General features: G+C 69.4%; 13 protein-coding genes. 8 read left to right on the top strand and 5 right to left on the bottom strand.

All coding sequences use genetic code 11. The annotated features are described in order from the left end of the window. Window positions 1-10: 10 nt before the first annotated feature. The 5 genes from VLK61_RS29130 to VLK61_RS29110 form a co-directional block, all read right to left on the bottom strand. The gene (locus VLK61_RS29130; protein WP_325426694.1) at window positions 11-814 is read right to left on the bottom strand and encodes a GGDEF domain-containing protein; all 804 of its coding nucleotides are present in this window, start codon (window positions 812-814) and stop codon (window positions 11-13) included. Window positions 815-1,004: 190 nt separating this feature from the next. After that, the gene (locus VLK61_RS29125) at window positions 1,005-2,576 is read right to left on the bottom strand and encodes a DHA2 family efflux MFS transporter permease subunit (protein ID WP_325426692.1); all 1,572 of its coding nucleotides are present in this window, start codon (window positions 2,574-2,576) and stop codon (window positions 1,005-1,007) included. Further along, on the bottom strand, window positions 2,576-3,820 hold the full coding sequence (locus VLK61_RS29120; protein ID WP_325426690.1) for an HlyD family efflux transporter periplasmic adaptor subunit: 1,245 nt from the start codon (window positions 3,818-3,820) through the stop codon (window positions 2,576-2,578). Before VLK61_RS29120 ends, VLK61_RS29125 begins: the two co-directional genes overlap by 1 nt. Next, window positions 3,817-5,286, bottom strand: a complete 1,470-nt coding sequence (locus VLK61_RS29115) for an efflux transporter outer membrane subunit (RefSeq protein ID WP_325426688.1) — start codon at window positions 5,284-5,286, stop codon at window positions 3,817-3,819. The genes VLK61_RS29120 and VLK61_RS29115 overlap by 4 nt, the downstream gene beginning before the upstream one ends. Further along, window positions 5,286-5,777, bottom strand: a complete 492-nt coding sequence (locus VLK61_RS29110) for a MarR family winged helix-turn-helix transcriptional regulator (protein ID WP_325426686.1) — start codon at window positions 5,775-5,777, stop codon at window positions 5,286-5,288. Before VLK61_RS29110 ends, VLK61_RS29115 begins: the two co-directional genes overlap by 1 nt. 100 nt (window positions 5,778-5,877) lie before the next feature. Between VLK61_RS29110 and VLK61_RS29105 the strand changes: the two genes are divergently transcribed. The 8 genes from VLK61_RS29105 (at window position 5,878) to VLK61_RS29070 (ending at window position 11,958) form a co-directional block, all read left to right on the top strand. Beyond that, a complete protein-coding gene (locus tag VLK61_RS29105; protein WP_325426683.1) occupies window positions 5,878-7,731 on the top strand; it encodes an ABC transporter transmembrane domain-containing protein in 1,854 nt (617 codons plus the stop codon). Between the two features lie 29 nt (window positions 7,732-7,760). After that, entirely contained in the window at window positions 7,761-8,012 is a 252-nt protein-coding gene (locus tag VLK61_RS29100) for a type II toxin-antitoxin system CcdA family antitoxin (RefSeq protein ID WP_325426681.1), read from the top strand. Between the two features lie 3 nt (window positions 8,013-8,015). Next, window positions 8,016-8,330 carry a CcdB family protein gene (locus VLK61_RS29095; protein WP_325426679.1) on the top strand — a complete coding sequence of 105 codons (315 nt, stop codon included), beginning with the start codon at window positions 8,016-8,018 and terminating at the stop codon, window positions 8,328-8,330. Next, window positions 8,327-9,139, top strand: a complete 813-nt coding sequence (locus VLK61_RS29090; protein WP_325426677.1) for a thymidylate synthase — start codon at window positions 8,327-8,329, stop codon at window positions 9,137-9,139. Before VLK61_RS29095 ends, VLK61_RS29090 begins: the two co-directional genes overlap by 4 nt. Further along, complete coding sequence (locus VLK61_RS29085; protein ID WP_325426675.1) at window positions 9,136-9,633, top strand: dihydrofolate reductase; 498 nt, start codon at window positions 9,136-9,138, stop codon at window positions 9,631-9,633. Before VLK61_RS29090 ends, VLK61_RS29085 begins: the two co-directional genes overlap by 4 nt. A 6-nt stretch (window positions 9,634-9,639) precedes the next feature. Continuing rightward, complete coding sequence (locus tag VLK61_RS29080) at window positions 9,640-10,035, top strand: VOC family protein (protein WP_325426672.1); 396 nt, start codon at window positions 9,640-9,642, stop codon at window positions 10,033-10,035. Between the two features lie 82 nt (window positions 10,036-10,117). Then, entirely contained in the window at window positions 10,118-10,921 is an 804-nt protein-coding gene (locus VLK61_RS29075; protein ID WP_325426670.1) for an MlaE family ABC transporter permease, read from the top strand. An 11-nt stretch (window positions 10,922-10,932) separates the two neighbouring features. Then, complete coding sequence (locus tag VLK61_RS29070) at window positions 10,933-11,958, top strand: MlaD family protein (RefSeq protein ID WP_325426668.1); 1,026 nt, start codon at window positions 10,933-10,935, stop codon at window positions 11,956-11,958. Window positions 11,959-11,971 lie beyond the last annotated feature (13 nt).

The following is an 11,971-nucleotide window of genomic DNA, read 5'->3' as shown; positions in this document are numbered from 1 at the left end:
TGTGTCCGACTCAGGCTTTTCCGGCTGCGCGGTGCCCGCCGACCGACGAGCCCGCCGCCGGCGCGCGCCGCGGCTGCACCGGCGCCGCGCGCACGCAGTTGCGGCCAGCCGCCTTGGCCTCGCGCAAGGCCGTGCCGGCATCGGCAATCACTGCATCGAGCGCGGCATGGTCCGGGCCGATCGAGGCCACGCCGATGCTGACGGTGGCGCCCACCGGCTGGCCGTTCCAGTTCAGGCGGAAACTGGCCACGCGCTCGCGCACACGTTCGGCCACGTCCAGCGCGCCGATCGGGTCGGTGTGCGGCAGGTAGACCACCAGCACGCCGCCGCCGAAGCGCGCCATCAGGTCGTACTGGCGCAAGGTGGCCGACGCCTGGCGGGTGATTTCGACCAGCACCGCGTCGCCGCAGGCCTGGCCATGTTTGTCGTTCAGTTCGCGGAACTGGTCGGCATCGACCATCAGCAGCGCGGCGTCTTCACCGTGGCGGCGGATGCGGGCCCATTCCCGATCTGCCGCGGCAACGAAGTGGCGCTGCGTGAAGGCGCCGGTGAGCTGGTCTCGGGTGGCGGCCACATCGGTGGCCGTTGCCGCCGGCGCGGCCTCTCGCGGCAGCAGCCGCCAGGCCAGCCAGGCGGTCAGCGGGGTCACCGCTGCGGCCACGGCCGCACCGGCAAGTGCACCGGCGCCGCGCAGGCCGCCGCCCATCACCAGCGACACGCCTTCACCGATCGCCGCGCCCAGCAGCACGGGCAGCGGCAGCAGCCCGGCCAGCCGCCAGGCCGGGCCGAGGCGCCGCCCTGCACTGACCGGCATGGCGGTGTCGACTGGGGCACCGACAACAGCACCGGAGGCGGCGCCGGATTGAACAGAATCGGCGGGGCGAGGGTCGGTCTTCATGGCCTGTTCATTCGACCACAAACCGCCCCGGCTTGAGCGTGAAAATCGCATCGGCCCGTCACATGGCCGTGGACCCGCCAGGCGACGTCTTGCCCGGCACCGCGACTCAGTGGGCCGCTCCCGCGTCGGCCAGCGCACCACCCCCGGCTTGCGGGGGCCGGCGCAGCGGCCACAACAGAGCGAGCAGGCCCAGGAAGATCAGCGAAGAGGCCAGGAAGATATCGTCTGCCGCGCGGGTGAAGGCCTGCTGGTCGATGAGGTGATTGACCTGCATCAGGATCTGCTCCGGCGTCAGACCGGCCTGCGCCAGCTGCGCGCTGACGGCCGCCATCGGCGAACTGCCGATGCCCAGCTGTTCGACCAGGTGCGCGTGGTGCAGTGCAGCACGGTCCTCCCACAACGTGGTGACGATCGAGGTCCCCATCGCGCCCGCGGTGATGCGCACGAAGTTCGACAGCCCCGAGGCCGAGGCCATGCGCTCGGGCGGGATGCCGGCCAGGGTCAGCGTGGTCAGCGGGATGAAGAAGAACGCCATCGCCGCGCCCTGCAGCAGCGTGGGCAGCAGGATGTGCCAGAGGTCGGTCTGCGTCGTGAAGCCGGCGCGCAGCCACAGCACCAGCGCAAAGACGACAAACGCGCCGCCGGCCATCCAGCGCGGGTCCCATACATTCACCTTGCGGCCGACCAGCGGCGTCAGCAGGATGGCCAGCAGGCCTACTGGCGCCAGCGCCATGCCGGCGGCCGTGGCGGTGTAACCCATGTGCTGCTGCAGCCACAGCGGCAGCAGCACCACGTTGCCGAAGAACAGCCCGTAGGCCACCGACATGGCCAGCGCACCGAAGGCGAAATTGCGCCCCCCGAACAGCCGCAGGTCGATCACCGGGTGCGCATCGGTCAGCTCCCAGATCACCAGCACCGTGAGCCCGATGCCGGCCACCAGCGCCAGCACGACGATCTGCGTCGACGCGAACCAGTCCAGCTCCTTGCCCTTGTCCAGCATCAGCTGCAGTGCGCCGACGCCCAGCACCAGCAGGGCCAGGCCGATGCGGTCGATCGGGAGCTTGCGCTTGGCCGTCTCACGCTTGGCGTAGACGCCCCAGGTCGCCAGCGCCGCCAGCAGGCCCACCGGCACGTTGATGTAGAAAATCCACGGCCAGCTGATGTTGTCGGTGATCCAGCCGCCGAGCAGCGGCCCGGCCACCGGCGCGACGAGTGTCGTCACGCCCCACAGCGCCAGCGCCGTGCCGGCTTTCTCCTTCGGGTAGCTCGACAGCAGCAGCGTCTGCGACAGCGGGATCATCGGCCCGGCGACCAGGCCCTGCAGCACGCGGAAGGCCACCAGCCATTCCAGCGACGGCGCAAAGCCGCACAGCCAGGAGGTGATGACGAACAGGATCACGCTGGTGGTGAACAGCTTCACCGCGCCGAAGCGCTGCGTCAGCCAGCCGGTCAGCGGCACCGAGATCGCGTTGGCCACGCCGAAACTGGTGATGACCCAGGTGCCCTGCGCCGGGCTGACGCCCAGGTCGCCGGCGATGGCCGGGATCGACACGTTGGCGATCGACGAGTCGAGCACGTTCATGAACGTGGCCAGCGACAGCGCCACGGTGCCCAGCACCAGCTGCGCGCCGGTCAGCGGCGGCGGTGGTGCCGGCACGGCCGGAACAGCGGCGGACATCAGCTTCTCGCGCGCAGCCGGCCGCCGAGGTTGGCTTTCACGATGCGCGCCACTTCGGCATCGGCCTCACGGGCCAGCGCATCGAAAACCGTCGTCTGCGCCACCGGTTGCGTGCGCGCCGTTGCCGTCAAGGGTGGCCCCTTCGCATCGCTGACATCGACCGTCACGTCCATCGACAGGCCCACCCGCAACGGATGCGCGGCCAGCTCCTTCGGGTCGAGCTGGATGCGCACCGGCACGCGCTGCACGATCTTGATCCAGTTGCCGGTGGCGTTCTGCGCCGGCAGCAGCGCAAAGGCCGCGCCGGTGCCGGCGCCGAGGCCGGCGACGCGGCCGTGGTACTCGACCTTGCGGCCATAGACATCGGCCACCAGCTTCGCGGACTGGCCGATGTGCATGCGCTGCAGCTGGCCTTCCTTGAAGTTGGCATCGACCCACAGCTTGTCCAGCGCCACCACCGTCATCAGCGGCGCGCCGGCGGCCACGCGCTGGCCGATCTGCACGCTGCGCCGCGCCACCACACCGTCCAGCGGCGCCAGCAGGTCGGCGCGCTTGAGCGCCAGGTAGGCTTCACGCACCTGGCTGGCCGCGCGCTGCACGCTGGGGTGCTGGTCGACCGGCGTGCCCTCGGTCATCGACTGGTTCGAACTCAGCTGCTCTTGCGCCGCGACAACGGACGATTGCGCCGCCACCACCGCGCTGCGCGAAGCCGACAGCTGCGCCGTGGCATGCGAGAACTCTTCCTGGCCGACGGCGCCGCTGGCCACCAGCGGCTTGCGCCGCGCCACGTCGTCCTGCGCGCGGGCCAGGTCGGCCTGGGCGCGGGCCACCTCGGCCTCACGCAGCGAAATCTGGGCCTTCAGCGTCGAGTTGTTGGCGTACAGCGTGCGCACTTCGCGCACCGTCTGGCCGAGCTGGGCCTGGGCCTGGTCGAGCGCCAGCTGGGCATCGGCCGGGTCCAGCCTCACCAGCGGCTGGCCGGCCTTCACGACATCGGTGTCGTCGACGTTGATCGAGACCACCGTGCCGGCCACCTGCGGCGTGATCTGCACCACGTTGCCCTGCACGTAGGCGTTGTCGGTGGATTCGACGCGACTGAGCGCCAGCATGTGCCAGACGCCCCAGGCCAGACCACCAACGGCGAGCACGCCGCCAACGATCAGCAGCGCCTTGCGCCGCGTAGCGGGTGCGGGTACCGGTGCGGGTACCGGTGCGGCCGCCGGAGATTGAGCTGCGGAATTCATTCTGATTTTCCTTCGTTCGGTTCTGCCCAGCCGCCGCCCAGCGAGCGCATCAGCGCGATGCGGCTGTCCAGCGCGCGGGCCTTCAGGTCCACGCCGAGCCGGCGTTGCGCCAGCACGCTGCTTTCGGCGCTGAGCACGGTGAGAAAAGTGCCGAGGCCGGCACGGTAGCGCTGCTGCGCAAAGTCGTAGGCGCTCTCGGCAGCGGCCTGGGCCTGGGCCTGCTGCGCCTGCTGGCGGTCCAGCGATTGCAACGAGGCGCCGGCATCGGCCACTTCGCGCAGCGCATCGAGCAAGGCGCCGTTGTAGCTGGCGATCGCCGCATCGAGATCGGCGCCGCGGCCCCGCAGCTGCGCGCGCAGACGGCCGCCGTCGAAGATCGGCAGGCGCAGCGCGGGGCCGACGCCGAGGTTGCGGCTGCCCAGGTCCAGCAGCCGGTCCAGGCCCAGCGAGGACAGGCCGACGAAGCCGACCAGGTTGATGTCCGGGTAGAACTGCGTGCGGGCCAGCGCCACGTCCTGCGTCGCGGCCTCGACACGCCAGCGGGCCGCCACCACATCCGGCCGGCGGCCGAGCAGGTCGGCGCCCAGGCGTTCGGGTAAAGGGCCGGCCTGCAGCGGCTGCAGGCTGGGCTTCAGCGTCGCCAGTACACCAGGCGCCTGGCCGCTGAGCGTCGCGAGCTGGTGCCGCGTCAGCGTGATCTGTTCGTCCAGCGCTTCGATCTGCTGACGCGCCTCGGGCACCGCGCTCTCGGCCTGGCGCAATTCCACCTGGGTGTCGAAGCCGGCCTGCACACGCTGGCGCGTCAGCGCCAGCATGGCCTCACGCTGCGCAAGGGTGCGTTCAGCCACCTCGCGCTGGCCGAACAGGCGCGACAGGCCGACATAGGCCTGCGCCACGCGGCCGGCCAGCAGCACGCGGGCGGCAGCCAAGTCAGCCTGCGCGGCGCGCTGCTGGCCCAGTGCAGCCTGCAGCGCCGCGGCATGGCGTCCGAAGAAATCCAACTCCACCGAACCGTTGGCCTGCAGCGTAGCGCTGGTGCGCTGGCTGCCGGCAATCGGCGGCGGGTAGAGGCCGTTCTCGGAATAACGCTGCCGCGTCACGTCCAGGCCCAGGCCAAGCTGCGGGCCCTGCGCCGCTCTCAGGCCCTGCAGCCCGGCGTCGGCTCGGGACAGGCGCGCCGCCGCCACCTGCAGGCTGGGCTGCTCCTTCAGCGCCTGCTCGACCAGGGCATCGAGCTTCGCATCGCCAAGGCTGTGCCACCAGTCGGCAGCCACCGTGGGCGTCACCGCGTCGGCGGCCAGGCCCAGCGATGCCGGGCTGGATGGCTTCAATGCCTCCCGCGCCGGCCCAGGGCTGGCGCAGCCGGCCAGCACGAGTGCCGCGGACAGCACGGCGGCCAGCGCCGTCAGGGTGGTCAGGTTTGATACGCCAGGCCCATCGGGCCAGCGCAGTCGTGGCCGCTTCATCATTCGGCCTCCTTTGTTTCACGCAGCGCATCGCCATTGGCGACCAGGCGCTGCAACAGATCGATCAAGGTGGTCCACTCGGCGCGGCTGAAGCCGGCCAGGTGCGCGTTGTAGACCTCGGCCAGCACATCGGGCACCAGCTTCGAGACCTCCAGGCCTTCTTCGGTGAGTTCGAGGTCGATGACCCGGCGGTCCTCCTTCGACCGCACCCGCCGCAACAGGCCCTTGGCCTCCAGCCGGTCCAGCGCGCGGGTCATCGAACCGGGGTCCAGACTCACCTCGCGAGCCAGCGAGGCCATCGTCGTGCATTCGCCCCGGGCCAGCTTGAACAGCGGCACCCACTGCGCATGCGTCAGGTCGTGCGGCGCCAGGCGGCGGTCGACCATCAGGGTGATGGACTGCATTGCGCGCTTGGTCAGCAAGCCGATGCTGTCTTCCGAGTGCAATGCGTCCGGCCGGTAGAACGTGGCGGGTTTGACCGATGGCTTCATGCGCCAAACTATATTTGCCTAGACAATCATTGTCTTGTCAGTATTTGTTTAGACCATCATGAGCCTGGGGGCATTTCAGACCGGCCCCTACACTGGCGCCATGACCACTGTCAACGATCGTCCCGCTGCCGCTTCACCCCGTTCGCTGTCCGGGCTGCTGCCCTTTCTGCGGCCCTACCGCGGCCGCATCCTGCTGGCGCTGCTGTTCCTGGTGGGCGCGGCGATCAGCACGCTGGCGCTGCCGGCGGCGATGGGCTCGCTGATCGACCGCGGCGTGATCGCGCGCGACCCCGGCGCGCGGGTGATGGCATTGCGCGAACACTTCGCCGTGCTGTTCGCGGTGGGCGCCGCGCTGGGCATGTTCTCGGCACTGCGCTTCTACATGGTCACCTGGCTGGGCGAACGCATCACCGCCGACCTGCGCAATGCCGTGTACGCGCATGTGGTGCAGCAGAGCCCGGAGTTCTACGAAACCACCGCCTCGGGCGAGGTGCTGAGCCGCCTGACCACCGACACCACGCTGGTACAGACCGTCGTCGGCTCCAGCCTCAGCATGGGCCTGCGCAACACCGTGACCGGCATCGGCGCGATGCTGATGCTGATCATCACCAACCCTTACGTGATGACGCAGGTGCTGGGCATCCTGGTGCTGGTGGTGCTGCCCAGCCTGTATTTCGGCCGCCGCGTGCGCAAGCTCAGCCGGGCCAGCCAGGACCGGGTGGCCGACTCGAGTGCCATCGCCGCCGAGGTGCTGAATGCGGTGACCGTGGTGCAGAGCTATGTGCAGGAAAAGCGCGAGGCCCGGCGTTTCGCCGCCGCCACCGAAGCCGCCTTCGACACCGCGCTGCGCCGCACGCGCGTGCGCTCGTTCCTGGTGGCCTTCATCATCACCGCCACCTTCGGCGCGCTGCTGTGGGGCCTGTACCAGGGCACGCAGGCGGTGCTGGGCGGACGCATCAGCGCCGGCCACCTGGGCCAGACCGTCGTCTACGTGATCCTGCTGGTGTCCAGCGTGGCCGTGCTGTCCGAGGTCTATGGCGACCTGCTGCGCGCCGCCGGCGCCACCGAACGGCTGATGGAGTTGCTGGTGGCCCGCTCGCCGGTGGCCGAGCCGGCCTCGCCGCGGCCGCTGCCGCCGGCTCGCGGCGGCTCGGCGGTGGTCTTGTCGGACGTCGTCTTCCACTATCCGTCGCGGCCGGCACAGGCCGCGCTGCAGCATGTCAGCCTGAGCGTCGCGCCCGGCGAAACCGTGGCGCTGGTCGGCCCCAGCGGCGCCGGCAAGAGCACGGTGCTGCAGCTGCTGCTGCGCTACTACGACGCGCAATCCGGCACCGTCAGCATCGACGGCGTGCCGGTGCAGCAACTGGCGCTGGCCGACCTGCGCGCCCGCGTCGGCATCGTGCCGCAGGATTCGACGATCTTCTCGACCAGCGCGCTGGAGAACATCCGCTACGGCCGGCCAGACGCATCGAACGAGGACGTGATCGCCGCTGCCCGGGCGGCGTTTGCGCATGACTTCATCTGCGCCTTGCCCGAGGGCTACGACACCTTCCTCGGCGAGCGCGGCGTGCGCCTGTCCGGCGGCCAGCGCCAGCGCATCAGCATTGCCCGCGCGATGCTGAAGAACCCGCCGCTGCTGCTGCTGGACGAAGCCACCAGCGCGCTCGACGCCGAGAGCGAACGCATGGTGCAGGCGGCGTTGGAATCGGCGATGGCCGACCGCACCACGCTGGTGATCGCGCACCGGCTGGCCACGGTGCTGAAGGCCGACCGCATCGTCGTGCTGGAACATGGCCACATCGTCGACATCGGCACGCACGACCAACTGGTGGCGCGCGGCGGCCTGTATGCGCGACTGGCCTCGATGCAGTTCGGCCTGGAGCCAGCCGAGGGTGTACCGGCGCCCGCGCCGACAAAGCCCGCGCAGCCGGAAGTGCAGAAGTTACGCGCATAATTCATGCGCATGTTCGATGGAGTTCCCCCATGCCGCATTTTGAAGACAGCCCCAAGCGCGCCACCAACCTGAGCTTGAACGCCAAGGTGCTGGACCTGGCCCGCGAGCTGGGCATGAACCTGTCGCAAACCGTCGACGCGCTGCTGGCCGAAGAGGTGCGCAAACGCTACTGGGCGCGCTGGAACGAGGACAACAAGGAGGCGATCGCGGCCTACAACGCGCGCATCGAGCAGGAAGGCCTGCCGCTGGCTTCCTTCCGCAGCTTCATGAAGGACCGCTGACGCATGGCCCGCTACGACGTGCATGCCAACCCGACCCCCGCGGAGCGCAAGCACACACCCTACCTGCTGGATGTGCAGAACGACTATATCGACGGCCTGCTCACCCGCGTGGTGATCCCGCTGCGGCGCGAAGCGGTGTTCGGCCCACGCGCCCGCAACCTGCATCCGATGTTCCAGGTCAAGGCCGACAACGTGGTGCTGGACACCACCGCGCTCGGTGCCGTTCCCGCCGCGGCGCTGCGCGCCCCCGTGGCCAACCTGCACGCGCACCGCGCCGAGGTGCAGGAAGCCTTGGATACCTTGTTCGGAGCCTTTTGATGACCCGCCCCGTCCGCTCGCAATACGAAGACTTCATGCGCCACGTGTTCAGCCATGGCGTGGCCAAGGGCGACCGCACCGGCACCGGCACGCGCAGCGTGTTCGGCCACCAGATGCGCTTCGACCTGGCCGAAGGCTTTCCGCTGATCACCACCAAGAAGGTGCACGTCAAGAGCATCATCCTCGAGCTGCTGTGGTTCCTGCGCGGCGGCAGCAATGTGAAGTGGCTGCAGGAACGCGGCTGCTCGATCTGGGACGAATGGGCGCGTGACGACGGCGACCTGGGCCCCGTGTACGGCGTGCAATGGCGCAGCTGGCCGACACCCGGCGGCGGCCACATCGACCAGATCAGCGATGTCGTGAAACAGCTCAAGACCAACCCCGATTCGCGCCGCATCATCGTCAGCGCCTGGAACGTGGCCGAGCTGTCGAAGATGGCGCTGATGCCGTGCCACGCGCTGTTCCAGTTCTATGTCGCCGACGGCAAATTGAGCTGCCAGCTCTACCAGCGCAGCGCCGACATCTTCCTCGGCGTGCCCTTCAACATTGCGAGTTATGCGCTGCTGACGCACATGCTGGCGCAGCAGTGCGATCTGGCGGTCGGCGACTTCATCTGGACCGGCGGTGACTGCCACATCTACGACAACCATGTCGAGCAGGTGCAGACGCAGCTGGCCCGTGCGCCGCACCCGTACCCGGTGCTGACCATCAAGCGCCGGCCGGCGTCGATCTTCGACTACGAACTCGAAGACTTCGAATTCGGCGACTACCAGCACCACGCGGCGATCAAGGCGCCTGTCGCGGTATGACGCAGGTCGCGCTGATCGTCGCGGTCGCCCGCAACGGCACGATCGGCCACGGCAATGCGCTGCTGTGGCATCTGCCCGAGGATGCGCGCTACTTCCGCGCGCAGACCATGGGTTGCCCGGTGATCATGGGCCGGAAAACCTGGGACTCGCTGCCCGCCCGTTTCCGGCCGCTGCCGGGGCGACAGAACATCGTGGTCACGCGGCAGCCCGGCTGGGCGGCAGCCGGAGCCACCGTCGCGCACAGCCTGGACCAGGCCCTGCTCGCTGCGGGCGACGCGGCACGTGTCTTCGTGATCGGCGGCGCCGCGCTGTATGCCGCCGCTCTGCCCCGGGTCGATGAACTGCTGCTGACGGAACTGCACGCCGATTTCGACGGCGACACGCGCTTTCCGCCATGGGACCGCAACGCCTTCGTCGAGCAACATCGCGAGGTTCACCATGCCGCAGCACCGAACGACTTTGACTTTTCCTTCGTTCGCTACCGCCGTCGCTGAGCGGCCATGACCCGCAGCCTTGCCACCGTCAGCCTGCTGGTGCGGGACTACGACGAAGCCATCGCCTGGTTCACTGGCGTGCTGGGATTCCAACTGCTCGAGGACACGCCGATGGGGCCTGGCAAGCGCTGGGTCATCGTCGCGCCGGGCGATGGCCTTGGGGCCGCGCTGCTGCTGGCCCGCGCCGCCACGTCGGAACAACAAGCCTGCATAGGCCGCCAGGCCGGCGGCCGCGTGTTCCTGTTCCTGGAAACCAGCGACTTCCACGCGGACTACCAGGGCATGAAGTCCCGCGGTGTGCATTTCGTCGAAGAGCCGCGCCACGAAGCCTACGGATGGGTGGTGGTGTTCGAGGACCTCTGCGGCAACCGCTGGGACCTGCTGGAACGCCGGTCGGCCTGAGCGCGCCAGCGCATCTGCGGGAGGACGCATGACGCGACGTGCGCACCCATGCGCCTTGCAGCCGGCCCCCTATGATGCCGGCATGACCAGCAGCGGCCCTTCCCCGCGCCACACCACCGCTCGCGCCCGCGCCTTGTTGTCCCGCAGCCTCGGCCAGTGGTGGCGCATGCTGCATTTCGGCGCCGAGATGCTCACGCTGGCCGGCCGCCACAGCAGTTACCGCGGCGATCAATGGCCGCTGCTGGCGCGGCAGATCGTGCAGGCCACGCTGCCGAACCTGTGGTGGTTCATCCTGCTGGCGGCGCTGGCCAGCCTGGTGATCACGCGCATCGTCGTGGTCACGGCGCTGAGCTACGGGCTGTCGCGCTATGCGCTGGAAATGGTCATCCGGGTGCTGGTGCTGGAGCTGATTCCGCTGGCCGCGGCCTTTTTCATCGCCATCCACTACGCGCTGCCGGCCGGTGCCGAGATCGTTGCGCTGCGCTCGCGCGGCGTGTTCGACGACCTACGGCGCCGCGGCCTGAACCCGGCGCAGCGCGAGTTGGTGCCACGCGTGCTGGCCGGCATCTTCGCGGTGCTCACGCTGGCGGCCGCCGCCGGTGTCGTGGCGCTGGTGCTGGCCTATGTGGTGGTGCACGGCTTTTCGCCTTGGGGCCTGCCCGGCTACACGCGCACCGTGGGCCATGTGTTGAGCCCGGCGGTCGCGCTGGTGTTCCTGCTGAAGACGCTGTTCTTCAGCTTGGCCGTGTCATTGGTGCCGCCGGCCTCGGCGATGACTGAAACCACGCGGCGTGCGCGCAGCGGCCCCGAACTGCAAGGCCTGTTCCGCATGCTCGCTGCGATGGTGCTGATCGAACTCGGCTCGCTGATGGTCAACTACATTTGAGCCGCCCCGCCATGGACCACCCCGACACGCCCGCGCCGCCCGCATCACCCAACCCCGCGCCCAACCCCGCGCCCACCCCGTCGCTCGCCGCGCCGCCGGACCTGCCGCCGCCGCCCGGCGCCGAAACCAAGGCCACGCTGCTGCTGGTGCTGATGCTGCTGCTGGTGGCCGGCGCCATCGTCTTCGTGCTCTATGCACGCGGCGCCTTCGAGCCCACGCAGCAGCTGGTGCTGGTGGCCGAGGACTCCGAAGGCGTGGTGGTCGGCATGGACCTCACCTTCTCCGGCTTCCCGATCGGCCGCGTGCGCCGCATCGAACTGGCACCGGACGGCAACGCCCGCATCATCATCGACGTGCCGCGCAAGGACGCGCACTGGCTGCGCATGTCCAGCGTGTTCACGCTCGTGCGCGGGCTGGTCGGCAACACCAGCATCCGCGCCTACAGCGGCATCCTGACCGACCCGCCGCTGCCCGCCGGCGCCGAGCGCAAGGTGCTGCCGGGCGATGCCACCGCCGAGATTCCGCAGCTGGTGTCCTCGATGAAGGACCTGGTGCAGAACCTCACGCGCATGACCGCCGCCGATTCGGCACTGGCCACGACGCTGGACAACGTGCAGGGCCTGACGCTGAAGCTCAATGGCCCGCAGGGACCGCTGGGTGCCTTGATGGGCGGCGAAGCCGAGGCGAAGAAGATCAGCCTGCTGCTGGACCGCAGCAACGCGCTGCTGGCCCGGCTGGATGGGCTGACGGCCAAGGCCGACAGCCAGGTCTTCGGGCAGGAAGGCCTGATGCAGGACACGCAGGCCACCGTGAAGCAGCTGAACACCCTGCTCGGCGAAGCCCGCACCAGCCTGAAGAAGGTCGACGGCGTGCTCGCCGAAGCCCAGGTCGTGGCCGCCAATGCCCGTGTGGCCAGCACCGACCTGGGCGCGCTGCGCGCCGAGGTCGAAGCCAGCTTGCGCAAGGTGGAGCAACTGGTCAATGAAGTGAACCGGCGCTGGCCCTTCGCGCGTGACACCGAGCTGAAGCTGCCATGAGCCGATGCCGCCT

Source organism: Aquabacterium sp. (assembly GCF_035476535.1).
GTDB lineage: Bacteria > Pseudomonadota > Gammaproteobacteria > Burkholderiales > Burkholderiaceae_C > Pseudaquabacterium.
Note: the sequence above shows the minus strand (reverse complement) of the source record. Positions and strands in the feature narration are given on the sequence as shown.

What these genes read in the sequence shown, in the direction of transcription:
- VLK61_RS29130 (WP_325426694.1), bottom strand. Translation starts at nt 814, where the DNA reads ATGCCGGTCAGTGCAGGGCGGCGCCTCGGCCCGGCCTGGCGGCTGGCC.
- VLK61_RS29125 (WP_325426692.1), bottom strand. Translation starts at nt 2,576, where the DNA reads ATGTCCGCCGCTGTTCCGGCCGTGCCGGCACCACCGCCGCCGCTGACC.
- VLK61_RS29120 (WP_325426690.1), bottom strand. Translation starts at nt 3,820, where the DNA reads ATGAATTCCGCAGCTCAATCTCCGGCGGCCGCACCGGTACCCGCACCG.
- VLK61_RS29115 (WP_325426688.1), bottom strand. Translation starts at nt 5,286, where the DNA reads ATGAAGCGGCCACGACTGCGCTGGCCCGATGGGCCTGGCGTATCAAAC.
- VLK61_RS29110 (WP_325426686.1), bottom strand. Translation starts at nt 5,777, where the DNA reads ATGAAGCCATCGGTCAAACCCGCCACGTTCTACCGGCCGGACGCATTG.
- VLK61_RS29105 (WP_325426683.1), top strand. Translation starts at nt 5,878, where the DNA reads ATGACCACTGTCAACGATCGTCCCGCTGCCGCTTCACCCCGTTCGCTG.
- VLK61_RS29100 (WP_325426681.1), top strand. Translation starts at nt 7,761, where the DNA reads ATGCCGCATTTTGAAGACAGCCCCAAGCGCGCCACCAACCTGAGCTTG.
- VLK61_RS29095 (WP_325426679.1), top strand. Translation starts at nt 8,016, where the DNA reads ATGGCCCGCTACGACGTGCATGCCAACCCGACCCCCGCGGAGCGCAAG.
- VLK61_RS29085 (WP_325426675.1), top strand. Translation starts at nt 9,136, where the DNA reads ATGACGCAGGTCGCGCTGATCGTCGCGGTCGCCCGCAACGGCACGATC.
- VLK61_RS29080 (WP_325426672.1), top strand. Translation starts at nt 9,640, where the DNA reads ATGACCCGCAGCCTTGCCACCGTCAGCCTGCTGGTGCGGGACTACGAC.
- VLK61_RS29075 (WP_325426670.1), top strand. Translation starts at nt 10,118, where the DNA reads ATGACCAGCAGCGGCCCTTCCCCGCGCCACACCACCGCTCGCGCCCGC.
- VLK61_RS29070 (WP_325426668.1), top strand. Translation starts at nt 10,933, where the DNA reads ATGGACCACCCCGACACGCCCGCGCCGCCCGCATCACCCAACCCCGCG.